The sequence below is a fragment of the Paraherbaspirillum soli genome (assembly GCF_042654985.1).
Classification (GTDB): domain Bacteria; phylum Pseudomonadota; class Gammaproteobacteria; order Burkholderiales; family Burkholderiaceae_D; genus Paraherbaspirillum; species Paraherbaspirillum soli.
In genome coordinates this window covers 250,078-274,071 of the sequence record NZ_JBHSMT010000008.1, presented here as the reverse complement: position 1 = coordinate 274,071, position 23,994 = coordinate 250,078, and the positions used below count along the sequence as shown (strand labels likewise).

The window sequence follows — 23,994 nt, the reverse complement described above, 5'->3', positions numbered from 1 at the left end:
TAAATTCTCCATGCGAAGTGGTGGACCGGAGATTTTACTGTGCCGTTGCGGCGCGCAGTGATGGCGGCCGATTCCAGGCCGAAACCGGCGTGATAAAATTTTGCACCACTTTTCTTGAGCACCTTATGAACATTGTCATTCTCGCCGCCGGTATGGGAAAGCGCATGCAGTCCGCGCTGCCGAAAGTATTGCATCCGCTGGCGGGCAAGCCGCTGCTGGCCCATGTGGTCGATACGGCGCGCGCGCTGTCCCCGACCAGCTTGTGCATCATCTACGGCCACGGCGGCGATGCCGTGCCGCGCGCATTTACCGCTTCGGACCTGACGTTTGCCAAGCAAGAGCCGCAACTGGGCACCGGCCATGCGGTCGCGCAGGCCGCCGCGCAACTGGATGATGCGGTGCCGACGCTGGTGTTGTACGGCGATGTGCCATTGACCGCCGGCACCACATTGCAACGGTTGCTGGATGCTGCCGGGAGCGACAAGCTGGCGATCTTGACGGTAGCGCTGGACGACCCGACCGGTTACGGCCGCATCGTGCGCGAGAACGGCAATATCGTCCGCATCGTCGAGCAAAAGGACGCCACCGCCGAGGAACGCGCGATACGCGAATGCAACACCGGCATCCTGGTAGCGCCGACCGTGCAACTCAAAAAATGGCTGGCGAGCTTATCCAACAACAATGCTCAGGGCGAATATTATTTGACCGATATCGTGGCCAGCGCGGTCGCCGACGGCATGCCGGTGGTATCGGCGCAGCCCGCTGCGGTATGGGAAACGCTGGGTGTCAACAGCAAGGTGCAGCTTGCGGAACTGGAGCGCATCCACCAACGCAGCATTGCCGATCGCCTGCTGGAGCAAGGCGTCACGCTGCTCGACCCGGCGCGGCTCGATGTGCGCGGTACGCTGACTTGCGGACGCGACGTCAGCATCGATGTCGGTTGCGTGTTTGAGGGCAATGTGACGCTCGAAGAGGGCGTCGTTATCGGCGCCAATTGCGTCATCAAAAATGCCCGTATCGGGCGCGCCGCCAACATCAAGCCGTTTTGCCATATCGAAGATGCGACTGTCGGTGCAGCGTCGCAGATCGGCCCCTATGCGCGCCTGCGGCCGGGCACCGAACTGGGCGAGGAGGTCCATATCGGCAATTTCGTCGAAGTTAAAAACAGCCAGATCGCAGCCGGCAGCAAAGCCAATCATCTGGCCTACGTCGGCGACGCCACGATCGGTTCAAGAGTCAATATCGGCGCCGGCACCATCACCTGCAACTACGACGGCGTCAACAAATTCCGCACCATCATCGAAGACGACGCTTTCATCGGCAGCGACAGCCAGCTGGTGGCGCCGGTCCGGGTCGGCAAAGGCGCGACCCTCGGCGCCGGCACCACGCTGACCAAGGATGCGCCGGACGGCAAGCTGACCGTATCGCGTGCCCGGCAAGTCACCATCGACGGTTGGCAGCGGCCCGTCAAAATAAAAAAGGCACCCTAAAGTCGGGCCGTAGCAAGCGCGGATGCGCTTGCTGACGGTTCATGCGTCACACCGCAATCCTGGTTTCAAACTTGCTGCGGTGAATCGAAAAATAACTGCGCACGTTCCGCACATTCTTTTGCGCGGCAAACAGTTGGTGGGCCAGCGCATGATAAGCCGCCATGTCCGCCACCTGCACCACCAGCACAAAATCCGGTCCCGGCGATACTCGATAACATTGCAGCACCGCCGGCTCGCCGGCCACCAGCGTCTCGAACTCCACCTGCCGTTCCGCCCCCTGATGGTCGAGCGTCACTTCAACAATCGCCATCAGCCGGGGCCCGACCAGCTCCGGCGCCACCAGCGCCACCTGACGCGTAATCACGCCCGCATCCGTCAAGCGCTTGACTCTCCGCAGGCAGGTCGGCGCCGACGCATGCACCTGTTGCGCCAGCTGATGATTGGTTTGCGACGCATCCGCTTGCAACGCGTTCAAAATACGGCGATCCAGCTCGTCCAGATCAATCTCCATGGTATGCCTTGTAATTTATCGTCTTTAAATTAATATAAATGAAATTATATTTCACATGAAGAATTGCATGAAATAATCGTTCAAAATATTGATGTTTTAGAAGTCTTATTTCTTGCGTACTCCCCTAAGATACGGCCATCACAACTTACAAAGTAGAGGCCCCCATGTGCGGAATCGTCGGCGCAGTAGCGCAAATCAACGTCACCCCTATCCTGTTGGAAGGGCTCAAGCGGCTCGAATATCGGGGTTATGACTCCTGCGGCGTGGCCTTGCATGTCGACGGCAAATTGCAGCGTTCGCGCAGCACCTCGCGCGTGGCAACCCTGGAAGCGCAAGTCGAACAAGCCGGCCTGGCCGGCTTCACCGGCATTGCCCACACCCGCTGGGCCACCCATGGCGCGCCGGTCACCCACAATGCCCACCCTCACTTTTCGCGCGAGCGCATCGCGCTGGTCCACAACGGCATCATCGAAAACCACGACGAATTGCGGAGCGAGCTGCAAGCGGCCGGTTACGTTTTCGAGAGCCAGACCGATACCGAAGTGATCGCCCACCTGGTCGACCATATGTATACCGGCGACTTGTTCGAGACGGTCCAGCAAGCGGTGCGCCGCTTGACCGGCGCCTATGCGATCGCCGTGTTTTGCGTCAATGAGCCGCATCGCGTGGTCGCCGCGCGCCAGGGTTCGCCATTGATCGTCGGCCTTGGCCAGGGTCAGAACTTCGTCGCCTCGGACGCGATGGCGCTGGCCGGCACCACCGACCAGATCATCTACCTGGAAGAGGGCGACGTGGTCGACCTGCAACTGCAGCGCTGCTGGATCGTCGACGCCGCCGGCAAGTCGGTCGAGCGTCCGGTCAAGACCGTGCATGCCTACACCGGCGCGATCGAACTCGGCCCCTACCAGCACTTCATGCAAAAGGAAATTTTCGAACAGCCGCGTGCGATTGGCGACACCCTCAACGGCGTCACCGGCATCATGCCGGAACTGTTCGGCGACAACGCCTTCAATGTCTTCAAGCAAATCGACTCGGTATTGATCCTGGCTTGCGGCACCAGCTACTACGCCGGCCTGACCGCCAAATACTGGATCGAATCGGTTGCCAAAATCCCGGTCAACGTCGAGATCGCCAGCGAATACCGCTACCGCGATAGCGTCTCCAATCCGAACACGCTGGTGGTCACCATCTCGCAAAGCGGCGAAACCGCCGACACCCTGGCGGCGCTCAAGCATGCTCGCGAGCTGGGCATGCAACACACGCTGACCATCTGCAACGTCGCCACCAGCGCCATGGTGCGCGAGTGCGCGCTGGCCTACATCACCCGCGCCGGGGTCGAAGTCGGGGTCGCTTCGACCAAAGCTTTCACTACCCAACTCGCCGCCTTGTTCCTGCTGACCTTGGCGCTGGCGCAAACCAAAGGCCTGCTCAGCGAAGAGCAAGAAGCCGCCCACCTGAAAGCCATGCGCCACCTGCCCGTTGCGTTGCAAAGCGTACTGGCGCTGGAGCCGCACATCGTGGCCTGGGCCGAAGCCTTCGCCCGCAAGGAAAACGCGCTATTCCTGGGCCGCGGCATCCACTACCCGATCGCCCTGGAAGGCGCGCTGAAGCTGAAAGAAATCACCTACATCCACGCCGAAGCCTATGCCGCCGGCGAGCTCAAGCACGGCCCGCTGGCGCTGGTCACTGAAGAAATGCCGGTGGTCACGGTAGCGCCCAACGACGCGCTGATCGAAAAGCTGAAATCCAACATGCAGGAAGTCCGCGCCCGCGGCGGTCAGCTATACGTATTCGCCGACGCCGACTCGCACATCAAGTCCAGCGAAGGCGTGCACGTGATCCGGCTACCGGAAAACTACGGCCTGCTGTCGCCTATCCTGCACGTGGTGCCATTGCAATTGCTGGCGTATCACACGGCACTGGCGCGCGGCACCGATGTCGACAAGCCGCGCAATTTGGCGAAGTCGGTGACGGTGGAATAGGGCGAAGTTTGGTGAGGGGGACTATATAGGCAGGAAAAGAGTCCCAGCTGCGCCTGACGATGAAAACTCAAATCGTCTCTGGCTTGCATCTGGGATTTCTCGATCAACGTTTTCCTGGTAGAGCAAAGCCAGCCAATATCAAAATAGGGACCAGCAGGCTCCAGAATTGCCAATACACACAGGCAAAAGCGCCGTTGGTCGCACCTATGCCAAACGCCAGCACAGGCCATAAAAATTTGTGGATGCGTTGTCCTGGCGCGCCGTCGCTACCGCCTCTGCTCCAATCCACTAAATCGATCACGAGTTGCGTGACGTTGCCGGTCATGACGGTAGTGGGCGTGGTATCGGCCAGAATCAGGCGATTGGCCGCATTTTGTACGCCCATCGCCGCCGCCCCCGCCATGCCGGCGCATAGGGCGGCCAGGGTGTTGGTCGTGCTTATTGGTTCTGCCTGCCAGCCCAGCAGCATAAAGGCCAACAGGAAGCATATCTGCATGCCGAACACGGGACGCAACGGCTCCCGGTTCCTGCTCTGCAGCGCGTGAACGCCCAAGCGCGTCAGCGCTACTGCCGCCACAAAGGCCGGGAAAGCCAGGAATTTGATCAGCACGCCGTGGCTGGGCCGCGCCAGTTCGCTGCCTATCAGCACAAAATTGCCGGTGACGTGGGCGGTAAACAGGCCGGACAGCGACATAAACCCAACGGTATCCACGTAGCCTGCCACGTAGCCCAGCCCGATTCCGAGATACTTGTTTTGATTCATACGCGATCCCATCTCCGATTCCGGCCTCATCCGCGATCTCGCAGCGCGGTTTCCAGCGAAAAACGTCCGGGTCCCGCCAGCGCTATGCCGGCGAAGATGGTCATCAGCAGCCATCCGAACTGACCTTCTGCAATACTCCATTCCGGGTGCACAAATACCATGGACACCAACAGCAGGAACAGGATGGGCAGGCAGGCCAGCCGGGTAAGAAAGCCCGCGGCGATCAGCAGCGGGCACAGCACTTCGGCAAAAATCGCCAGCGACAACGTGAGACCGACTCCCATATGAAAAGGATCTTCGATGTGCCCCAGTTCGCTGCTGTAGTGCAGCAGCTTGGGCAGGCCGTGCACATATAGCAGCAGGAAGGCGCCGGCCAACCTGAGCAGGAGCAGGCCGGCATCGGGGGTGCCCTGCTTCATCCAACTACCACTGTCAAAGTTCATCATCGTCATCGCGCATAGTCCTATCGTCGTTGATTGGTCTTGTTTAAACAAAAGTTCCGGCCAGCACATAACCAGCGCTCATGGCTACAACCAGCAGCGCTCCTATGGGCGTGGGCGGCGCCGGGGATGGGATGTCTTGCCAGCGGCAGAATGCGCCGATGGCCAGGCCCAATAAAGCTCCAATTGCCAGTTCCATGTCATATCCCCTTCATTTCTTCTCGATCGCATGTCCGGCGCACAGGTCCTTGTTGTCGGCCGCACGCAGCTGGCAATAACGATCCACCAGCCAGTAACCGGTACTCATCATCAGCACCAGCAAGGCGCCGCTCAGAACCGGCGGCGAAGGTACAGGAATGTGGGTCAGGCGACAGGCAATGCCAACGACAAAGGACAGCAGCAAGCCGACGACGATTTTGGTGTAAGGCACGATGGTTTCTCCTGGCCGGCTCAAAATGCAAAGCAACTGCAGCCCAGCGCGCCCCAGAAACCGGCAAACTCCGACACCGGCACGCTGGACTTGCGCGCCACGTCGTGCGCATGCGCATGCACGCCGCAGGCGCCGCGGCACTGGTGCGGCAGCAAGGCCTGGCGTTGTGCCGCAGTTTTGGAAGCGGGCCGGTAGTGGCCGGGGACCTTCGCTACCGGCGACCAGTCCGGCAGAACGGGCAGGGAGCCCGGGGCCAGCGAATCGAATTCCTGCGCGCCGTACACGATCTTGCCGCCGACGATGGTCATCACGGATTCGATGCCCTTGATGTCTTCTTCGTCGACGCTGAAGAAGTCGGCCGAGAGCACGGCCAGGTCGGCCAATTGACCAGCCTTGATCTGCCCCTTCTTGCCCTGCTCATTGGAAAACCAGCTGCTGCCCGTGGTCCACAATTCCAGTGCGGTGTCGCGCGACAAACGCGCTGCAGCGTCATACAGCCGCAGGCCTCCCACGGTGCGGCCCGACACCAGCCAATACAAGGCGGTCCACGGGTTATAGCTGGCCACCCGGGTGGCATCGGTGCCGGCGCCCACCGGCACGCCCATTTCCAGCATCTTGGCAACGGGCGGCGTGGTGCGCGCCGCGTCGGCGCCATAGCGCTCGACAAAGTACTCGCCCTGGAACGCCATCCTGTGTTGAATCGCAATGCCGCCGCCCAAGGCGCGCACCCGCTCTATATTCCGGTCCGAGATGGTTTCGGCATGATCGAACAACCAATGCAAGCCGTCGAACGGGATCTCGCGGTTGACCTTTTCAAAGACATCCAGCATGCGGCTGATCGATTCGTCATAGGTGGCGTGCAGGCGGAAGGGCCAGCGCTGGCTGACCAGATGGCGCACGACTTTTTCCAATTCGTCTTCCATGCCGGCAGCCAAGTCGGGCCGAGGTTCCAGAAAGTCTTCAAAGTCGGCCGCGGAAAACACCAGCATTTCGCCGGCGCCGTTGTGGCGGTAAAAGTCGCTGCCGTCGCCCGGTTGGACCATCTGTGTCCATTGCTGGAAATCTTCCAGTTCCTGGCCTTTTCTTTGCGTGAACAGGTTATACGCGATGCGCACGGTCAGTTGCTCTTCCTTGGCAAGCTGATCGATGATGGCATAGTCTTCCGGATAGTTCTGGAAGCCGCCGCCGGCGTCGATGGCGCTGGTCAAGCCCAGCCGGTTCAGTTCGCGCATGAACTGGCGGGTGGAGTTGATTTGCAAATCCAGCGGCAACTTGGGCCCCTTGGCCAGAGTCGCATACAAGATCATCGCATTCGGGCGCGCGATCAGCAGTCCGGTAGGGTTGCCGGCGGCATCGCGCTGAATTTCTCCGCCTGGCGGATTGGGCGTGTCCTTGGTATAGCCAACCGCTTGCAGGGCCGCCCGGTTCAATAGCGCGCGGTCATACAGGTGCAGGATAAAGACCGGCGTATCGGGTGCCGCGGCATTGATTTCTTCCAGGGTGGGCATGCGCTTTTCGGCGAACTGGAACTCGGTCCAGCCACCGACCACGCGCACCCACTGCGGATGCGGCGTGCGTGCCGCCTGTTCTTTCAACATGCGCAGGGCATCTGCCAGCGAAGGCACGCCCTCCCAGCGCAACTCCAGGTTGTAGTTCAGGCCGCCGCGTATCAAATGGATATGCGAGTCGTTCAAGCCCGGGATGACGGTGCGCCGCCGCAGGTCGATGACCTGGGTGGCAGCCGTCTTGTATTGCATGACGTCTTCGGTGGAACCGACCGCCAGGAATTTGCCGTCCTTGACGGCAACGGCGCTAGCCGTGGGCTGGCCGCGGTCTACGGTGTGGATGCGTCCATTGTGGAGAATCAGGTCGGCGTGCATGATGCCTCTCAAAAATTAGCTGTTGAAACCGGCCGGTCGCGCCTGGCGGCATGGCAACCGGCCGAGCTTGGCGCCTGGGCCTATTTAGTGGCCTTCGCTCGCATTGAACATGGTCTTGGCGTAGATCAGGCCCAGGCCGTATCCGCCGCCGTGGGCGATGGAGGTGGCGACCGTCTGATCATAGGTCTCGCCGCGAGCCCAGTCGCGCTGCAATTCCAATAGATATTGCAGCGAAGTCATAGGGCGGGCGCCGGCCTGAATCATGCGTTCCATCGCACGCTGGTGAGCTTCGTCGGACACGTCGCCGCAAGCATCGGCGATCACATACACTTCAAAGCCCTGATCCAAGGCCGACAACGCCGGGCCAACGATACATACCGAGGTCCACAAGCCGGCCAGCACAATCTTTCCTTTGCCGATGGCGTTCACGCGCTCGGCGATGCGGCCATCTTCCCAGGTGTTCATGGTGGTACGGTCGATCACCTGCTCGTTGGGGAACACCGATTTGATCTCGTCGAACATAGGTCCGGAAAAGGATTTTTCAGCGACCGTGGTCAGTATGGTCGACGCCTTGAACTCTTTGGCGGCCTTGGCGACCAGGGCCGCATTGTTGCGCAAAGAGGCCACATCAATCGACTTGGTGGCAAAAGCCATTTGCGACTGATGGTCGATCATGATCAGGGTGTGGTTGCTGGGATTTAACATGGTCTTGCCAGGTTCTGCTTTTGCTACGGGCATGATGCGCTCCTTGAGGTAGGTCATGAATAAAGGCCGATGCTTGGCAAGGGCCGGGTTGGATTAGGTGAAATTAATAAGGTAAATCGAATAACAAGATTTCAGCGGCTTCGGCCTGACTCAATGTCACCGTGCTTTCATCAGTCATTTTTAGGGCGTCGCCGGCCGCTAAGATCGTGCCGTTCACGCTCAGTTGTCCACGCGCCACATGAAGGTATGCGGTGCGCCCGGGGGCAAGCGCATGCTGGACCTGGTCGGTTCCGTTCAAAATCGATGCATAAATCGCGGCATCCTGATGGATCAACACCGAGCCGTCGCGACCGTCCGGCGAAGCGATCAGGCGTAACTGCCCCTTCTTCGACTCCGGGCTGAAGTGCTTTTCCTCATAGCCGGGTGCAATCCCTTGCACGTCGGGAGTAATCCAGATCTGCAGGAAATGCACCGGTTCCGAGCGGGAGTGATTGAACTCGCTGTGGCGAACTCCGGTTCCCGCCGTCATGCGCTGCACGTCGCCGTAGTGCAAGACCGACCCGGTACCCATGCTGTCCTTGTGTTCCAGCGCGCCGTCCAGGACGTAGGAGATGATCTCCATATCGCGATGTCCGTGCGTGCCAAAGCCCTGAGCCGGTTGCACGCGGTCTTCGTTGATGACCAATAGCGGACCAAAACCTGTGTGTTGCGGATCGTGGTAATGCCCGAACGAAAAGGTATGGCGTGAATGCAACCAGCCGAGATTGGCAACCCCGCGATCCTCACTCTTACGAATTTGCAACATGATGTTCTCCTTCGCTTCCTTGCTGATGCCGCCAAAACTTACTTGGAATAAACATCAGCAAAATTATGTTGAATAATTTCGAATAAATAATTCTATGAATTTTCTGCATTTGCCTGCTGAAAACTCAGTGATTGAATTATGCTCACTCGCGAAACAAAAGAAAAACGGATAAATTACAGTTGTATGTTCGAATATTTCGAACATTGAAAATGTGCGGCAGTAAGTAGCAAATAGTGAGCAAGACCGATAGTTAGGCTTGGTTGACGGCAACCGGCGGGGATTGCGCCGGTTCCCTAAAGGAGTTACTGAAGTATGCGGCGCGCCTGTTCCTGCGGACCGACTTTTTGGCTGTCAAGCGCCCGCCAAAAGCAAGCGGGATACAAGTTAATGGTTGTCGCGGCTTTAGAAATCGACGCCCGGCACAAAACGCATCAGTTGCTCAAATGCCCCAGGCTGACGCATGCGCTTAAGCCACCAGCTGAGCGCCGCACCGTTTTCGCCAGTTCGCCAAGCCAGGAAAACTTCTTCGTCGTTACGAGGCTCTTCCACGTCTTTTTGTACCAGTGCGCCGGACGCGATGGCAGCGCGCGCGCATGGCTCGGGCAGGAAGCCGAAACCTAGTCCTGCCAACTGGAATTGGTATTTGCTACGTATATCAGGGATCGTTAATGCGTCCTGCCCAAACAACAACCCTACAGTACGCGGCCGCAATGTTCGAGCCGAGTCGGCCACGACGACGGCACGATAAGGATGCAAGTCCGACTTATTGAGCGGTCTGTCAATGCGCGCCAGAGGATGGCCAGGAGCGACCGCAAACACAAACGGAATTTTTCCCAATGAGTGCGCGTTGTATCCACCGCCGGAGGGTCCTTCGCCCACCGCACCCACCAGCACATCCACTCGCCGCTCAAGCAAGGATTCCCAGGTTCCAGACATTGCGTCATGCATGATGCGCAAGCGGGTGCGATCCGCTACCATGTAAAATTCCTTGATCATGTCTGCTAGCGCAATCGGAGCAAACAAGGAATCCAAGCCCAAGGACAGTTCCGTTTCCCAGCCAGAAGCCACCCGGCGCACCCTGTGCTCCAGGTTTTCTGCCGCCTTCAGCAGATACCGACCCTCTCTTAACAATTCTTCGCCCGCTGGCGTCAAGCTGACCTTCGGACCGTTACGCTCAAACACTTGAACGCCCAGATCATCCTCCAGCTTGGAGACCGTATAGGAAATCGTCGAAGGTACGCGATGCAATTCAGTGCCGGCGGCGGAAAAAGATCCTCGTCGATCTATTGCGTCCAGAATTTGTAGAGCATCAAGGCTTAGTCTTAACATTCGCTATATTGAATTTGGTTATCTAACTTTTCCATACGTTGTAGCGCATTTCCAACCCGGCGCAGTCTATCATTCCGCACTAGGCATTGACGTCCCATGGCGGCGTCCCTTTGAAGGCGTCGGCGAGGAAATCGATCATGACACGAACCTTCGCGCTGAGATGACGGCGGCTCGGGTAAACCGCCAGGACATCAATGTCCGGCAAGCGATAGCCCGGCAGCAGCGGTATAAGTCGTCCGGCGCTCAAGTCGGCGCCGATCAGGAAGCTGGGTTGCCAGATGATGCCTAGTCCTGCCAGCGCCGCCGAGCGGGCAGTATCGCCATTGTTGGTGTGCATGACGCATGACACCTTTACGGAGCTGGCCTTGCCATCGACATCCGTGAAGTTCCATTCGTCGGCGGTCGCAGAGTAGCTGTATCCGATGCAAGCGTGGCTGCTCAGATCGGATGGAGTTGTCGGAGTCCCGTGCTTGCGAAGATAGGCAGGCGAGGCACAGACGATGTTATGTGAGGTGGCGAGTTTGCGCGCCGCATAGGAGCTCGAACCGGTACGTGAGATGCGAATCGCCAAGTCATAGCCTTCTTCAACGATATCCACTACGCGGTCAATCAGTGCGACATTCAGCTCCACTTCGGGATAGCGCAGCAGGAATTGCGGCCAGAGCGGCGCCAGATGGAGAATGCCGAAACTTAGCGGCGCATTGATACGCAGCACGCCGCGCGGTTTCATGGTGGCCGATGATGCGATCAGTTCGATTTCGGCGACTTCTTCAAGTAGCACCTTGGCCCGTTCAAAGAGCGCCTCGCCACTTTCCGTCAGCGACATTTTCTGAGAACTGCGATTGAGCAGCCTGGTGCCCAAATGGGATTCCAGATCACGGATATAACGCGTCACGTTGGCAGGAGAGGTCTGCAGGGCGTCAGCCGCGCGAGCGAAACCATTTTTTCGCACCACTTCAACAAATACCTCAAGGGCACGCATGCGATCCATCGTTTTCTTCCCGGTAGTTGATTCATAAATGCTGAACGTATTATGCATTTTTATCGTATTGATGAATGCATTTGTGAGTCATATAGTGTTTTCACGGGCCGAGCTAACGCGTTACTGCCCAATCAGTCAGTAAGCCAACCGGCAATGAGTAATCTTTTAGGAGTAACACCATGAATCGATTAAACGGAAAAGTCGCCATCATCACGGGCGCAAGTGCAGGGATTGGTCGCGCCACGGCAAAGTTGTTTGCCAACGAGGGCGCCAAACTGGTGGTCGCAGCAAGGCGCCAGGCTGAACTCGATAGTTTGGTGGCCGAGATCACGGCAGATGGCGGCGTTGCCGTCGCCCTGGCTGGCGATGTAACCAGCGAAAGCTATGCACAAGCCCTGGTTGAATTGGCATTGGCAAAATTCGGGCGTCTCGACGTGGCTTTCAACAATGCCGGCATTCTGGGAGAAATGGGGCCAACTACCGGTGTCTCGGAACAGGGTTGGACTGCGGCGCTAAACACCAATCTCACCAGTGGTTTTCTGGGCGCCAAGCATCAAATCCCGGCGATGCTGAAAACCGGCGCCGGTTCCATCATTTTCACTTCGACCTTTGTCGGCTACAGCTTTGCATTCCCCGGGGTGGCAGCCTATGCCGCCAGCAAATCCGGCCTGATTGGGCTGACCCAGGCGCTGGCTGCTGAATATGGCCCGCAAGGGATTCGCGTCAATGCGATTTTGCCGGGCGCAGTTGACACGCAAATGTATCGCGACATGAACAATACCGCCGAATCGCAAGCGTTCATTACCAACATGCATGCACTGAAACGCGTCGCGCAGCCGGAGGAGTTGGCGCGTTCGGTGTTGTACCTGGCCTCGGATGACTCTTCTTTTATCACCGGTACGGCTTCGTTGATCGATGGCGGCGCATCGATCACCCGCGCGTGATCAGCCTGTTTAATCAGGTTCGGAAGCATTGACGAAATGGGTGGCCGCGATAACGCGGCTTTACCCAACTCGCCAATTACCTCTGCCTTAAGGCGGCCTAGAAAAAAACAATGCACGTAACAATGTTTTCGCAAATAGTTAAATTCCCTCAACAGATAAAAACTGATCAATGTAAAATTCCCGCATCGAAAGGGCTGCGTTTAGACGGAGAAGCCACACGAACCGAACTCGAAGGCGTCGAGCTGGCTGCCAAATAAAGCATCATGACGTTTGCCGGCATAACAACAATCATCCCCGTTACCATGTTGCTCACACTAACCAAACCACGCATAGGCGACGCAAGCGCGCGCCGCACACGGCAGCTGCCGGCTATCGCCGTCCTCAGCCTGTTCCTGCAAGGATGCGCGCCGCGTGGCGCACCCTCATATGAAATTTTCGGTGCCTATTTTCCGCTCTGGCTCCTGGCCGGGGTGCTCGGTCTTATCAGCGCGCTGATCGCTCACAGAGTCTTCGTCTCCACCGGATGGGCGCAGATCGTACCGTTCCAGCTTTCCGTCTGCGTGGCGATCGGCGTGACCGTCGCCGTACTTGTCTGGCTCTCTGGAACAGGACGCTTGATATGAAAATGGCCGGCATGCGCAAAATCTCCCTCAAAGGCCGCGTGATCGCGGCCGTGATTGTCACGCTGGCTCTGATCGCAGCGTATTACGCGTATTACCTGACATCCCGCTTTCCGTCGACCGACGACGCGACCATCGACGCCGATGTAGTGCATGTCGCGACGCCGGTCGGCGGGCGGATGGTCAAGCTGCTGGTGGAAGAGAACCAGCGGGTCGCTAAGGGCGACGTGCTGTTCGAGATCGATCCCGTACCGTATCGCCTGGTGCTGGCGCAGGCCAAGGCCGATCTCGGACTCGCGCTCGCAGCGCTCGACACGCGCCGCAAGACGATCACGAGCGAGCGCGCGAACGCTGTCATTGCCGACGACCAGGCCAGCAAGGCCGCGCGCAGCTACGAATTGGCGACACGCACTGTGCAACGCATCGCTCCGCTCGCCGCGAAGGGCTACGTGCCCGCTCAGCAATTGGACCAAGCGCAGGTCACGCAACGCGAAACCGAGCTGTCGCTCAAGCAGGCGCAGGAGCAAAAGCGGGCGACTGCGCAATCGATCGGCGACGAAGCGGATGCGATCGCCACCGTCCATGCGCGCGAGGCCGCACTCGCGCTCGCGCAGCACAACCTCGACGAGACCGTCGTACGCGCGCCGCACAACGGCTTCGTCACCGGGCTCTCCGTGTTGGCAGGCGAAACGGTCGGACCGAACCAGTCGATCTTCACGCTAGTGCATGCGGACGAATGGTTCGCGGTCGCGAACTTCCGCGAGGCGTCGCTTTCGCAGATTCAGGTAGGCGACTGCGCAACGGTGTATTCGATGATCGACCGCAGCCAAGCGATCCGCGGCAAAGTTGTCGGCATCGGTGCGGGCGTGTCTGATTCCGACCGCATCAATTTGCCGCGCGCGCTGCCGCTCGTCCACCAGTCAGTGAACTGGGTGCGCGTCGCCCAGCGTTTCCCGGTGCGTGTGCATCTCGACGAACCGGTCGCCCGCTTGGTCCGAGTCGGTGCGAGCGCGATTGTCGAGGTCAGGCATGGTGCAGCCTGCCGCTGACTTTGGCCGGCCCGGTGCGGCCGCTCTGCTGAAGCTGCTCGCGCCGTATCCGGGACGTGCGGCGATGGCGTGGCGCGTTGCGCTCATCTGCGCGCTGACGGCGCTTGTGACAAGTGCTTACGGCACACCTGAAGCGGCCATCTCCGCATACGCCGTGTTCTTCTTGAATCGCCCCGACAGGCTAACGAGCGCGCTGCTGAGCGTCGCGATGCTGCTACTCGTCACCGTCCTTCTGGGGCTCGTGCTGATCGTGGCGATATGCGTGCTCGACGATCCGGTCTGGCGCGTCGCCAGCATTGCGCTGCTGTCGATAGGGCTCTTGTTCGTGACCTCGGCGAGCAAGCTGCGACCGGTGGGTGCGATTGTCGCGATGATCGTCGGGTTTGCGCTTGACAAGCTCGGCAGCGTCCCATTTGGCGAAGTGGCGACGCGCGCGCTGCTCTATGTCTGGTTGATGGTTGCGATCCCGATCGGTATCGCGATTTGCGTGAACCTGATCCTCGCGCCGTCGCCGCGCCGGCTGGCGTGCCGTGAACTGGCCAAACGCCTGCGGCTCGCCGCCCGCAGCCTGAACGATCCAAATGCGGCGCGCGATGGACTTGCCGCCTGCCTACGCCAGGGCGATGCGCAAATCGGCACGTGGCTGAAACTGTCCGTTGTCGAAGGATCGTCGGTGCGCGCCGATGCAGGCGCGTTGAAACAAGCGGTGTCGTCGACGCTGGCGATCCTGGTCGCCGCCGATCTGGCCGCGCATGAGCCATCGGGACGACTGCCTGCCGCGTTCAGCGCGCCGATTATCGAGACGCTTGAAGAGATGGCGGACATGCTCGATGCCGGCGGCTACCCGGTCGACATCGAACTCGACCTGCCGGCAGACAGCAATCTGACGCCGCTGATGCGTATCGCCGTCGCCAGCCTGCGCGACGCGATCGTCGGCTTCGCCGCGGTCGAATCCGAGGCCGCGCCGGCGCAGTCTCCGCCCAGGCGCGGCGGCTTCTTCCTGCCGGACGCATTCACGAATCCTGATCACATCCGCTACGCGTTCAAAACCACCGTGGCAGCCATGTTCTGCTACCTGCTCTATTCGCAGCTCGACTGGCCCGGCATTCACACCTGTTTCATCACGGTCTACATGGTTTCGCTCGGCACGACCGCTGAAACCGTCGAGAAACTGACGCTGCGCATCGCGGGCTGTCTCATAGGAGCACTGCTCGGTACCGCCGCAATCGTGTATGTGATGCCCGGGCTGACGTCGGTCGGCGAGCTGATGGGTGTCGTGCTGATCGGCGCCTGGCTCTCGGCGTGGGTCGCGTTCGGTTCGCCGCGTATTTCCTATGCCGGATTCCAGATCGCGTTCGCGTTCTTCCTGTGCGTGATCCAGGGCGCGGCACCCGGGTTCGACCTGACGCTCGCGCGCGACCGCACGATCGGGATATTGCTCGGCAATGTGGTCGTCTATCTGGTCTTCACGCGCGTGTGGCCGGTCAGCATCGCGGTACGGATCGACGCTACCCTCGCCGCGCTGCAACAGCAATGGATGAGACTCACGGCGCTTGGCCAAACGACCACGCGCCGCGCGCAGGCGGCGAGCGCGATGGCACAGTACGGCGCACTCGCTCAGGATCTCGCGCTGGCGCACTACGAGCCTTCGTGGGTGCGTCCCGCGCCGCAATGGATTGCCGAGCGTCAGCGCACTCTGGCCGAACTCGGAGCGCTGGAAGGGCCGATGTTCCTGCTCGCCGAGCGATCCACAGGCGACGCGGCGATAGGCGCTTGGCTGCGGCGACTGACGGGCGCAGCATCGCCAGAACCGACCGAAGTGGGACAGACGATCAGGCCTAATCCGGACCGGAAAGACGCGACGACCGACGCGCTCACTGCAGCTGTGCGCGTCGCGCTGATAAACCTGGGTAACGCCCGCCTCATCAAACTCAAGCACGGCTCCTCGGGCGGTGCGACAAAGGAACAAAATACCCATGAGCCGACTTAATCAGTCATTCGCACTGGCGATCCTGGCAGCGGCCAGCCTGGCAGGATGTGCCACATCGTCGCTCGACATGGCGCCCGAAGGTCCCGATCGCCCATGGCAACCGCGAACGAACGCGGCGGGCGCCATTGTGCCGGGCCCGGCGGCAGCGACGTCGGCATTGGCTACCCCGCCGAGAAGCTATCAATTACCCGCCAATCCCGCGCTTGCGACCGTGCCGCCTCCCTCCGCACTGGAACAGACGCACGCATACGGATTGCCGGAACTGATCGACATCGCCGAATCTGCCAACCCGTTGACTCGCATCGCGTGGAACGACGCGCGCAACGCCGCGCTCGCGGCCGGCATCGCGAAGAGCGCGTACTTGCCGCAACTGTCCATGGCGGCCATGGGGCAATACGCGAACGGCCACGGCAACAGGTCGTCGATACTCGGCGATTCGTCGGTCAGCGGTTCGACCCATGGTGCGACATCGGTGCTGTCGCTGCAGTGGCTGCTATTCGATTTCGGCGGACGCGCTGCGCGGGTCGAAGCCGCGTCGCAGGGGGCGGTGATCGCGAACATCGGTTTTACCGCCGCTCACCAACAGATCATCTACAACGTCAGTACCGCGTTCTATACGTATCAGGCGGTACGCTCGCGCATCGCCACGGCGCAGCAGGGGCTCGACAATGCCGAGGCGATTCTGACTGCGGCTCAGTCACGCTACAAACGCGGCATCGGCACCGTCATTGAAGTAGCGCAGGCCAAATGGAACCTCGCGCAGGCGAAGCTCGGGCTGGTTCAGGCGCAGGGTACGGAAAGCGACAGCTATCTGGCGCTGCTCTCGGCGATGGGCATTTCGCCGTTATCGAAACCGAAGATCGCCGAAATGCCGGTGCATCCACTATCGCCTGCGATCAGCGAATCGATCGACCGGATCGTCGCGTCCGCGATCGCCCGGCGTCCCGATGTGTTGAGCGCCTACGCGGCCGAACGGGCCAATTTCGCGAAGGTAAAGGCAGCCGAAGCGGAATTCATGCCGAAGGTATTTTTATCGGCCACCGGAGCGTACAACACGAGCAGTTCGTCGATTTCCGCGGTTCCGCCGGTCGGACAGCAACTGCCGACTGTCAACGTAAACGGAAGCCGTTACGGTGGGAACGTGATCGTCGGTTTGACGATCCCGCTGTATGACGCCGGCTTGCGTTCGGCTGCGCTTGCCCAGGCGCGCAATGATGCCGACAGTGCATCCACCCGCCTGGCCCGCAGCCGCGAAGAGGCCGTGCGGCAGGTGGTCACGGCACAGAACACCTTGCAGGCTAGCCTTGCGACACACGCCGCCGCCAAGGAACTGCTGGCCGCGGCGCAAGTGACGTACGATGCCGCGTTCGATGCTTATCGGCAGGGTGTCGGCTCGGTCACGGATTCCCTGCTTGCGCAGAATCAATTGCTGGCGGCGAAGAATGTCTATGCCGACAGTTACAGCGCCGCATTGTCGGCGGCGGCCACGCTCGCGCTCGCGACCGGTTCCGTCGATTCGATTGCGGCCCAGCCTGCCTGGTGATCGGCGAGGTATGGTGCGCTGCCTGTTCAGGCAATGGAACCGCTTGGCATGGCGATGCCACTCAGATACGGATAGACAGCCATTGACGAGACTCTTAAATCATTCTTCCTCATGAAAATATAAAGAGTGAGGTGGCTGAATGCAGCAAGAAATACGGCAGTACACCGCATGACATTTCGTATAGCTACGCCAGCCAACCAAGCCCACCCAGGAGAATAATTTGAAACTGAAGATGATCAAAGGTCTAGCCCTCGGTCTTTCATGCCTCGCAATTTCAGCGCACGGCGCTACGCAACAGAATGGTGCAGAGGCAGCTGCCGATGTCGAGCAAGCCGGGCATCAAGCCGCGCCGACTTGCCACTACAGCACCTGGACTGAAGGCGTCGACTATGCGGTAGGCAGCATCGTGAAATACCCTGCCAACGGTTCTTTTTATAAAGAGACGCATGCCGGCAGCAACGGCAGCGACGGCAGCAATCCGACGTCCAACAGCTGGTATTGGGCCCCCGTTGCCTGCAGCGGCAGCTCGACGTCGACGCCGAAACCGCCATCGAAAGCACCGTCAAACGGCTTCATTTTCAGCCCTTATTTTTATTCCGGGGACTACAACGGCACGCAACTCAATACCGCAGTGACCGGCAAGTCGGAACCTTTACTCAAGGCGATGCCGGGCAAGCTGTCGGCGGTTACCTGGGCGTTTGCTACCGGCAGTTGCGGCAGCGAAAACTGGAACGGCGTCTCGGCTGCGGCATTTGCCGCCGCCAACGTCGCCAGTTTTGTCAGCGCGGGCAAGAAATACATCGTCTCGACCGGCGGCGGCGGCGCTAACTTTAGCTGCACCTCGGACGCCAATTTCGCCAAGTTCATCAAGACCTACTACAGCGCCAACCTGTTGGGCATCGATTTCGACATCGAGAATACCCAGAGCCAAAGCGATATCAACAACCTGGTCGCGCGGGTAGCGGCGGCGCAGGCGACTTACCCGCACCTGCGCTTCAGCTTTACGCTGGCGACCGATGGCGGCAACGAAAGCCAAAGCCTGGGAAAAATGGGGGTGAGGGTGATGACCGCGATCCAGAACTATGGATTGAAGGATTACACGATCAATCTGATGACCATGGATTTTGCCGATTCGGGGCAGGCAAATTCGTCGCTGTGCACGCTCAACAGCAGCCGCAAATGCGATATGGGCAAATCAGCGATCAGTGCCGCCCAAAGTTTGCACAATCACTGGAAAGTCCCGTACAGCCAGATCGAGTTGACGCCGATGATCGGTGGTAACGACAGTATCGACGAGACCTTCACCCTGGCCGACGTCGTCACCGTATCGAATTTCGCATCGGCCAATAAACTGGCGGGCATCCATTTCTGGTCGTTTGAACGCGACCGCGATTGCGCCCCGGCGAACAAGGACAACCACTCGTCCAACACCTGCAACAACTACGGCAAGGCCGGCACCCTGGGCTATACCAATAAGTTCATTTCCGCTCTGGAACTCTGAGCGGATGGTTTGACAGGCCGGGCCGCCAATCGCGGTCCGGTGTGTACCAGCGCTACCACATCAAATCGTCCGGGTTCTGGAAGGCCGCATACGGATCGTCCGCGTCGATCTCGGTGCTGGTCTTGTTGACCCGCACGACCAGCGAGGGATCGCGCTCCGCGATCTTGTCGGCGATTATCCTGGGCACCAATTCCCTGGCGTCGCCCTGGCAGACGATCACCAGGCGCCCGGCCACCAAATGCTCCTGGACCGCGGCCGACACGTACAGCCGTTCGATCTTCTTGTCGTAGGTGAAATTGTAGGCAATGTCGCCGCTACCCTTGCTTTGGCGATTTTGCTGCACCATCTGGGCAATTTGCGCCGCGATCGCCTTTTGGGCGGCGGCCGCATCGCGCTGGGCATTGAGTTCGCGCGCCCGTTCGGCATTCTTGCGTTGCGTTTCGAGTGCCGCCAGGCGCGCTTCATCGACAGTGACCGTGCCGGTCCGGCGCTCGATCTTCTTTTGCTTGTTCTTGTCCTGGTTGACCAGTTTGGCTTTAGTTTTGTCGACCAGGCCGGCTTTCAAAAATTGCTCTTGTAAAGAGGCCATATGTGCTGCTCCGTAAATTGGGGTCCGCTAGCATAACAAAATCGGCTCTGCGGCCCCCCGATTGCGGCCTTGCGACTATTGCGCGCTTAACTTCTGCGCCGTACCGCCATCGTCAATCGGGAAGAAATCCTTCAGCAAATTGAAATACGCATCCGTTTCTTCCACCCAGGGCCGGTGTCCGCTGCGTTCAAAGACCACCAGCTTGCTGCTGGAGGCGGGCAGGGCGGCCTTGATTTCACCGGCTATCTTCGGCGTACCGACGCGGTCGTAACGGCCGACGCAGACCAGGGTCGGGACCGTCAGGGATTGCATGCGGGGGCGCGGATCGTAGCGCTTCATGGTGCCGGCCACCTGCCATTCCGGATCCTCGCCGATGAAGCTGCGGTACACATCGGAGTTCGAGCCGTCCGCCGGATCGCTGGATTGAAACAGCTTGCTCTCCAGGTCGGGATCGCGCCAGTAGATGTCGAGCTCGGTCTTTCCATAAAGCTCCCCGTATTCCGCAGCACTCGATTTAACACCGCGTGCCCGCAGTTGCATCAATTGCTCCCAAATCTCGGGAAACTGATTGCGCGCGGTGAAATTGACGCTGTCGATATTCTGCTGCCAGCTGTGCGCATTGAGCATCGTGCTGGACAACACCAGCCTGGAGACATGCTGCGGATACTTCAGTGCATATGCGAGCGCAGGCATGCCGCCATACGAATGACCGATCAACGAGATCCGGTCATATCCCAGCGCGATGCGCAGTGCCTCGATGTCTTCGGCGTCGCGTTCCACCGTGTATTCCTTAGTGTGTTGCGGCGCTAATCGATCCGATCGGCCGCGGCCGATGTTGTCCAGATACACAACCGTGTGTTCAGCGGCGAGCCGCGAAAACCACGGATGAAACGACGCATGGCTTGAACCGGGGCCGCCGGCGACCAGGAAGATCGGAGAGCCGGAGCCCTCGGTTTCATAATAAATTTTGCCGAATCTGGAAGGCGCGAACTGCCCTTTGCCGTGCATCTCTATGCCGCTCTTGGCCGCCGTCTCGACGCCGGTCTGCGCCATGGCGCTTGCCGGGAGCCAGCTGGCCATCGCGGCCGTCAATATCAGTGAAGCGATTTTTAAAACGCCGTTTTGACTAACTTGCGATTTCATTGTTTTCCTTTTTGGTGATCGAAAATTCTCATCTGACTTGCTGCCCGTCGAAGGGCAGCTGCATGCAATTACTTTGCCAGCATTTAGTGGACTGAAACAACCAATTCAAGAGCGCCTGTCACGTACCCGACACGCATGGCGGCGTTGCAAATGCTCGCAATAGTCTCGCTATTGCTGCGCTTTACGCCTTGCCCTGCGCGCCGGGAACGCGCCCTTCGCTCTCGAATCGGCTGTTTCAGTCCACTAGGAACTTAGTGACGCGGCCGGCGATCTCCGCGGAGTCCTCTTCCAGGGCGAAGTGACCGCTATTGAGCAGATGCAGCTCGGCATTTTTCAGGTCCTGCAAATAAGCGTGGGCGCCGGCCTCGATAAACAAGGGGTCGTTCTTGCCCCACACGATCAGGGTCCGCGGCTGGCTCTTGCGAAAATAAGCATGCCAGGCAGCGTATTGCTCGAGATTCGAGTGGTAGTCGACCAGCAGATTCATCTGGATCTTGCGATTCAGGTCGTTTTGCAAGCCGTCTTGGTCATGCGTCCATGCATCCGGGCTCAATTGTTCCGGATTGCGGGCGCCGGTTTTGTACATGAACTGCACGCCTTGCGGACTCAGGACCTGTGCCATGGCGCGTTCGGTGTCGGGATTGATGCCGACGCTGAGCCGCTTGATGTCGCTCGCCACTTGCGAGGACAGACCTTCCTTGTAGGCATTGGCGTTCTGGATGATCAATGCCGAAATCCAGTCGGGGTGATTGGCGGCCATGCGGTAGCCGACCGGTCCGCCAAAATCCTGGACATACAGCGCAAACTTTGTCAGCCCTTTCTTTTGCACGAAGCGCGTCATGACGTCGGCCAGCCCGTCAAACGTCGGCGTGAACGCCGCGCCTTCCGGTACTTCGCTATAACCGCTGCCCGGATAATCGGGCGCAACCACGTGAAATTTGCCCATCAGCGCAGGAATCAAATCGCGGTACATATGCGATGACGAAGGGAAGCCGTGCAACAGCAGAACGGTCGGATTGGCCGGATCGCCCGCCTCGCGGTAAAAAATCTTGATGCCGTCGACGTCCTGGGTGCGGTAAGACACTTGTGTCGCGGCGTGCGCGTCAAGCGATGAAAGCAGCGCAATAAATAAGCCGATGAGTTTCGATTTCATGATGTGCTCCTGATAGGAAAGAATGGTTGGCAGTAATTTTTCGTTTCGTTAAAGGACCTCTAAAAATCTACTGCGCGGCCCAATCTCAGGGCTGTGATGTTCGCCGTACTTCCGTACGACTGCGCTTCTCACCCAGACCTTGGGTCGCTCGCTACGGTTTTTAGAGGTCCTTAAAATCTTGCATGTCAGAAATATACCTGCATTCAATAGTCACGATAAGACGGCTAATTGGATAAACTCTGTCCATTAATAATGGACAGTGAATAATGGACAGTGCGCGATCAACATGACGAATCTTTCCTCGATCAATCTCAATCGTTTGCTGGTGTTTGTCACGGTAGTGGAGGCCGGCTCGCTGACCGCGGCGGCCAGCCGGCTGGGCCTGACCAAGACCATGGTGAGCACCCACATGCAGCGGCTGGAGAGCGAGATCGGCGCCAGCCTGCTGCTGCGTACCACGCGCAGCCTCAAGCTGACCGACGCCGGCGAGGCGTTTTACGAAGCCAGCCGCCGCATCGTCAGCGATGCGGAGAGCGCGATCACGGCCGCCGGCCACAATACGGCGGAGCCGCGCGGCACCTTGCGCATCACTGCGCCGATCGACTACGGCGCAACCGTCGTCACCCCGGTTGCGGTCGCGCTGCAACAGCGCTACCCGCTGCTGAAAATAGAATTGCTGACCGGCGACCGCCACTTCGACCTGGTCGCGGACGGCATCGACGTCGCCATCCGTATCGGACAACTGGCTGATTCCGGCCATCAGGCGGCGCGCGTCGGCAGCTATGCCGTTTGGCTGGTGGCGAGTCCGCAGTTGCTGAGCCGGGTTGGCCAGCCGCAGACGCCGGAAGATCTCAGGGATTTGCCGTTTGTCGCATTGTCGGTATTGCCGCAACCCGTGACGTGGACTTTCAAGAGCCAGGGCGAGGCAGAGCGAACCATCCGCTTCAACTCGGCGTTTTCCGCCAACACGGCCTACGCTGCCCGCATCGCCGCGCTGGCCGGAGGCGGGCTGGCGATATTGACCGACTTCGCCGTGGCGGAGGATGTCGCGGCGGGTCGCCTGGTGCGCCTGCTGCCCGACTGGGATCTGCCGGGCGGCGGCATTTATGCGGTGTTCCCGGCCTCGCGCCATCGGCCGCAGAAGACGCGAGTATTCATCGACGAACTAAAAAAGCATGTCGACCAATCGCGTGGAAGCAGCCGAAGGACAGTCGCTTAGGGGCCGTACCTGGCGCCGGCGGATCAGACTATCCCGCCGTTGGCGCGCAGGGTCTGGCCGTTGATCCAGGCGCCGTCGGCGGCGGCGAGGAAGGCGACCGCGGCCGCAATATCCGCCGGCTGGCCCAAACGTTCAAGCGGCGCCAGCTTGGCCAGCCGATCGATCACCTCTTGTGGTTTGCCGTTGAAGAACAGGTCGGTGGCGGTCGGTCCTGGGGCGACCGCATTGACTGTGATGTTTCGTCCGCGCAATTCTTTGGCGAAGATGCTCGTCATTGCTTCGACCGCGGCCTTGGTTCCGGCGTAAACACCGTAAGTAGGCTGGCGCATGCCGACCACGCTCGACGAGAAGTTGATGATGCGGCCGCCATCGCGCAGGCGCTTGCCTGCTTCACGCAGCGTATTGAAGGTTCCCTTCAGATTGATGGCGATCTGGCGGTCGAAGGTCGCGTCATCGGTCTCGGCGATAGTCGCAAGCGCCATGACGCCGGCGTTGTTGACCAGCACGTCGATGCCGCCAAACGCTTGTTCGGCGGCGTCGAACATGGCGCGCACGGCTGCCGGATCGCTGACATCGGCCTGCACGGCCAGGGCTTGGCCGCCTTCTTCGGTAATTCTGCGCGCCAGCGCCTGGGCCGGTTCCGCGTTGCCCGCATAATTGACGACCACGGCAAAACCGTCGTCCGCCAGACGCTGCGCCACTGCGGCGCCAATGCCGCGCGACGATCCCGTTACGATTGCTACTTTTCTGTTTGCGTGTGCGTGATGCATTTGAAGCTCCTTGAGGTTAGATTTCAGCACTGCTTGAGCCGCCCCATTGGTTCCGGTGAACCGGTTTTGCGGGCAGTGCGTGCATCATGCCGATTAAGCTTCGGTAGATAAACTAGCTCGGTTTGCTTAGACTGTTCAATTCAGATTAACAATGAT

Annotated in this window: 23 protein-coding genes; 9 read left to right on the top strand and 14 right to left on the bottom strand. The window is 59.6% G+C overall.

The annotated features are described in order from the left end of the window. The first annotated feature begins 125 nt into the window (after nt 1-125). Nucleotides 126-1,490, top strand: a complete 1,365-nt coding sequence (gene glmU, locus ACFPM8_RS03920) for a bifunctional UDP-N-acetylglucosamine diphosphorylase/glucosamine-1-phosphate N-acetyltransferase GlmU (RefSeq protein ID WP_378995166.1) — start codon at nt 126-128, stop codon at nt 1,488-1,490. Nucleotides 1,491-1,536: 46 nt separating this feature from the next. On the opposite strand, the gene ACFPM8_RS03915 is transcribed toward glmU, so the two are convergent. After that, nucleotides 1,537-2,001 (bottom strand): Lrp/AsnC family transcriptional regulator, encoded by a 465-nt coding sequence (locus ACFPM8_RS03915; RefSeq protein ID WP_378995164.1) that lies wholly within the window; start codon nt 1,999-2,001, stop codon nt 1,537-1,539. A 164-nt stretch (nt 2,002-2,165) separates the two neighbouring features. On the opposite strand from ACFPM8_RS03915, the gene glmS reads away from it, so the two are divergent. Continuing rightward, complete coding sequence (glmS, locus tag ACFPM8_RS03910) at nt 2,166-3,983, top strand: glutamine--fructose-6-phosphate transaminase (isomerizing) (RefSeq protein WP_378995162.1); 1,818 nt, start codon at nt 2,166-2,168, stop codon at nt 3,981-3,983. A gap of 103 nt (nt 3,984-4,086) precedes the next feature. Here the strand turns inward: glmS and ACFPM8_RS03905 are convergent, their stop codons facing one another. From ACFPM8_RS03905 to ACFPM8_RS03865, 9 genes are all read right to left on the bottom strand, one after another. Beyond that, nucleotides 4,087-4,746: a YoaK family protein gene (locus tag ACFPM8_RS03905; protein WP_378995160.1), complete on the bottom strand. Its 660-nt coding sequence runs from the start codon at nt 4,744-4,746 to the stop codon at nt 4,087-4,089. A gap of 26 nt (nt 4,747-4,772) precedes the next feature. Then, nucleotides 4,773-5,198, bottom strand: a complete 426-nt coding sequence (locus ACFPM8_RS03900; RefSeq protein ID WP_378995158.1) for a DoxX family protein — start codon at nt 5,196-5,198, stop codon at nt 4,773-4,775. Between the two features lie 34 nt (nt 5,199-5,232). Further along, nucleotides 5,233-5,385, bottom strand: coding sequence for a DUF1427 family protein (locus ACFPM8_RS03895; protein ID WP_378995156.1), 153 nt, complete (start codon nt 5,383-5,385; stop codon nt 5,233-5,235). 12 nt (nt 5,386-5,397) lie between these two features. After that, entirely contained in the window at nt 5,398-5,616 is a 219-nt protein-coding gene (locus ACFPM8_RS03890; protein ID WP_378995154.1) for a DUF1427 family protein, read from the bottom strand. A gap of 20 nt (nt 5,617-5,636) precedes the next feature. Further along, complete coding sequence (locus ACFPM8_RS03885) at nt 5,637-7,496, bottom strand: amidohydrolase (protein WP_378995152.1); 1,860 nt, start codon at nt 7,494-7,496, stop codon at nt 5,637-5,639. Nucleotides 7,497-7,580: 84 nt separating this feature from the next. Continuing rightward, nucleotides 7,581-8,234, bottom strand: a complete 654-nt coding sequence (locus ACFPM8_RS03880) for a hydrolase (protein WP_378995150.1) — start codon at nt 8,232-8,234, stop codon at nt 7,581-7,583. A gap of 70 nt (nt 8,235-8,304) precedes the next feature. Then, nucleotides 8,305-9,006 carry a pirin family protein gene (locus ACFPM8_RS03875; RefSeq protein ID WP_378995147.1) on the bottom strand — a complete coding sequence of 234 codons (702 nt, stop codon included), beginning with the start codon at nt 9,004-9,006 and terminating at the stop codon, nt 8,305-8,307. 402 nt (nt 9,007-9,408) lie between these two features. Beyond that, nucleotides 9,409-10,335, bottom strand: a complete 927-nt coding sequence (locus ACFPM8_RS03870) for a LysR substrate-binding domain-containing protein (RefSeq protein WP_378995145.1) — start codon at nt 10,333-10,335, stop codon at nt 9,409-9,411. 79 nt (nt 10,336-10,414) lie between these two features. Continuing rightward, complete coding sequence (locus ACFPM8_RS03865) at nt 10,415-11,326, bottom strand: LysR family transcriptional regulator (protein ID WP_378995728.1); 912 nt, start codon at nt 11,324-11,326, stop codon at nt 10,415-10,417. 170 nt (nt 11,327-11,496) lie between these two features. Between ACFPM8_RS03865 and ACFPM8_RS03860 the strand changes: the two genes are divergently transcribed. The 6 genes from ACFPM8_RS03860 to ACFPM8_RS03835 all read left to right on the top strand — a co-directional run bounded on the left by ACFPM8_RS03860 (nt 11,497) and on the right by ACFPM8_RS03835 (nt 18,964). Continuing rightward, nucleotides 11,497-12,261, top strand: a complete 765-nt coding sequence (locus ACFPM8_RS03860; protein ID WP_378995143.1) for an SDR family oxidoreductase — start codon at nt 11,497-11,499, stop codon at nt 12,259-12,261. Between the two features lie 302 nt (nt 12,262-12,563). Further along, complete coding sequence (locus ACFPM8_RS03855; protein WP_378995726.1) at nt 12,564-12,884, top strand: hypothetical protein; 321 nt, start codon at nt 12,564-12,566, stop codon at nt 12,882-12,884. After that, complete coding sequence (mdtN, locus tag ACFPM8_RS03850; protein WP_378995141.1) at nt 12,881-13,930, top strand: multidrug transporter subunit MdtN; 1,050 nt, start codon at nt 12,881-12,883, stop codon at nt 13,928-13,930. The genes ACFPM8_RS03855 and mdtN overlap by 4 nt, the downstream gene beginning before the upstream one ends. After that, nucleotides 13,911-15,920: an FUSC family protein gene (locus tag ACFPM8_RS03845; protein ID WP_378995139.1), complete on the top strand. Its 2,010-nt coding sequence runs from the start codon at nt 13,911-13,913 to the stop codon at nt 15,918-15,920. The genes mdtN and ACFPM8_RS03845 overlap by 20 nt, the downstream gene beginning before the upstream one ends. Next, nucleotides 15,907-17,463 carry a TolC family protein gene (locus tag ACFPM8_RS03840; protein WP_378995137.1) on the top strand — a complete coding sequence of 519 codons (1,557 nt, stop codon included), beginning with the start codon at nt 15,907-15,909 and terminating at the stop codon, nt 17,461-17,463. Before ACFPM8_RS03845 ends, ACFPM8_RS03840 begins: the two co-directional genes overlap by 14 nt. A 220-nt stretch (nt 17,464-17,683) precedes the next feature. After that, nucleotides 17,684-18,964, top strand: a complete 1,281-nt coding sequence (locus ACFPM8_RS03835; RefSeq protein WP_378995135.1) for a glycosyl hydrolase family 18 protein — start codon at nt 17,684-17,686, stop codon at nt 18,962-18,964. Nucleotides 18,965-19,016: 52 nt separating this feature from the next. On the opposite strand, the gene ACFPM8_RS03830 is transcribed toward ACFPM8_RS03835, so the two are convergent. The 3 genes from ACFPM8_RS03830 to ACFPM8_RS03820 all read right to left on the bottom strand — a co-directional run bounded on the left by ACFPM8_RS03830 (nt 19,017) and on the right by ACFPM8_RS03820 (nt 21,849). Continuing rightward, complete coding sequence (locus tag ACFPM8_RS03830) at nt 19,017-19,553, bottom strand: DUF2058 domain-containing protein (protein WP_378995133.1); 537 nt, start codon at nt 19,551-19,553, stop codon at nt 19,017-19,019. 75 nt (nt 19,554-19,628) lie between these two features. Then, entirely contained in the window at nt 19,629-20,696 is a 1,068-nt protein-coding gene (locus ACFPM8_RS03825) for an alpha/beta fold hydrolase (RefSeq protein WP_378995131.1), read from the bottom strand. 235 nt (nt 20,697-20,931) lie between these two features. Next, nucleotides 20,932-21,849 (bottom strand): alpha/beta fold hydrolase, encoded by a 918-nt coding sequence (locus ACFPM8_RS03820; protein WP_378995129.1) that lies wholly within the window; start codon nt 21,847-21,849, stop codon nt 20,932-20,934. A gap of 286 nt (nt 21,850-22,135) precedes the next feature. Here ACFPM8_RS03820 and ACFPM8_RS03815 point away from each other — a divergent pair, with 286 nt between their 5' ends. Beyond that, nucleotides 22,136-23,068, top strand: a complete 933-nt coding sequence (locus tag ACFPM8_RS03815; protein WP_378995127.1) for a LysR family transcriptional regulator — start codon at nt 22,136-22,138, stop codon at nt 23,066-23,068. A gap of 23 nt (nt 23,069-23,091) precedes the next feature. On the opposite strand, the gene ACFPM8_RS03810 is transcribed toward ACFPM8_RS03815, so the two are convergent. Continuing rightward, nucleotides 23,092-23,838 (bottom strand): SDR family oxidoreductase, encoded by a 747-nt coding sequence (locus ACFPM8_RS03810; RefSeq protein ID WP_378995125.1) that lies wholly within the window; start codon nt 23,836-23,838, stop codon nt 23,092-23,094. Nucleotides 23,839-23,994 lie beyond the last annotated feature (156 nt).

What these genes read in the sequence shown, in the direction of transcription:
- ACFPM8_RS03915 (WP_378995164.1), bottom strand. Translation starts at nt 2,001, where the DNA reads ATGGAGATTGATCTGGACGAGCTGGATCGCCGTATTTTGAACGCGTTG.
- ACFPM8_RS03820 (WP_378995129.1), bottom strand. Translation starts at nt 21,849, where the DNA reads ATGAAATCGAAACTCATCGGCTTATTTATTGCGCTGCTTTCATCGCTT.
- glmU (WP_378995166.1), top strand. Translation starts at nt 126, where the DNA reads ATGAACATTGTCATTCTCGCCGCCGGTATGGGAAAGCGCATGCAGTCC.
- ACFPM8_RS03895 (WP_378995156.1), bottom strand. Translation starts at nt 5,385, where the DNA reads ATGGAACTGGCAATTGGAGCTTTATTGGGCCTGGCCATCGGCGCATTC.
- ACFPM8_RS03900 (WP_378995158.1), bottom strand. Translation starts at nt 5,198, where the DNA reads ATGACGATGATGAACTTTGACAGTGGTAGTTGGATGAAGCAGGGCACC.
- ACFPM8_RS03860 (WP_378995143.1), top strand. Translation starts at nt 11,497, where the DNA reads ATGAATCGATTAAACGGAAAAGTCGCCATCATCACGGGCGCAAGTGCA.
- ACFPM8_RS03810 (WP_378995125.1), bottom strand. Translation starts at nt 23,838, where the DNA reads ATGCATCACGCACACGCAAACAGAAAAGTAGCAATCGTAACGGGATCG.
- ACFPM8_RS03825 (WP_378995131.1), bottom strand. Translation starts at nt 20,696, where the DNA reads ATGAAATCGCAAGTTAGTCAAAACGGCGTTTTAAAAATCGCTTCACTG.
- ACFPM8_RS03870 (WP_378995145.1), bottom strand. Translation starts at nt 10,335, where the DNA reads ATGTTAAGACTAAGCCTTGATGCTCTACAAATTCTGGACGCAATAGAT.
- ACFPM8_RS03840 (WP_378995137.1), top strand. Translation starts at nt 15,907, where the DNA reads ATGAGCCGACTTAATCAGTCATTCGCACTGGCGATCCTGGCAGCGGCC.
- ACFPM8_RS03905 (WP_378995160.1), bottom strand. Translation starts at nt 4,746, where the DNA reads ATGAATCAAAACAAGTATCTCGGAATCGGGCTGGGCTACGTGGCAGGC.
- ACFPM8_RS03885 (WP_378995152.1), bottom strand. Translation starts at nt 7,496, where the DNA reads ATGCACGCCGACCTGATTCTCCACAATGGACGCATCCACACCGTAGAC.
- ACFPM8_RS03875 (WP_378995147.1), bottom strand. Translation starts at nt 9,006, where the DNA reads ATGTTGCAAATTCGTAAGAGTGAGGATCGCGGGGTTGCCAATCTCGGC.
- mdtN (WP_378995141.1), top strand. Translation starts at nt 12,881, where the DNA reads ATGAAAATGGCCGGCATGCGCAAAATCTCCCTCAAAGGCCGCGTGATC.
- ACFPM8_RS03865 (WP_378995728.1), bottom strand. Translation starts at nt 11,326, where the DNA reads ATGGATCGCATGCGTGCCCTTGAGGTATTTGTTGAAGTGGTGCGAAAA.
- ACFPM8_RS03880 (WP_378995150.1), bottom strand. Translation starts at nt 8,234, where the DNA reads ATGCCCGTAGCAAAAGCAGAACCTGGCAAGACCATGTTAAATCCCAGC.
- ACFPM8_RS03845 (WP_378995139.1), top strand. Translation starts at nt 13,911, where the DNA reads ATGGTGCAGCCTGCCGCTGACTTTGGCCGGCCCGGTGCGGCCGCTCTG.
- ACFPM8_RS03815 (WP_378995127.1), top strand. Translation starts at nt 22,136, where the DNA reads ATGACGAATCTTTCCTCGATCAATCTCAATCGTTTGCTGGTGTTTGTC.
- ACFPM8_RS03830 (WP_378995133.1), bottom strand. Translation starts at nt 19,553, where the DNA reads ATGGCCTCTTTACAAGAGCAATTTTTGAAAGCCGGCCTGGTCGACAAA.
- ACFPM8_RS03855 (WP_378995726.1), top strand. Translation starts at nt 12,564, where the DNA reads ATGTTGCTCACACTAACCAAACCACGCATAGGCGACGCAAGCGCGCGC.
- glmS (WP_378995162.1), top strand. Translation starts at nt 2,166, where the DNA reads ATGTGCGGAATCGTCGGCGCAGTAGCGCAAATCAACGTCACCCCTATC.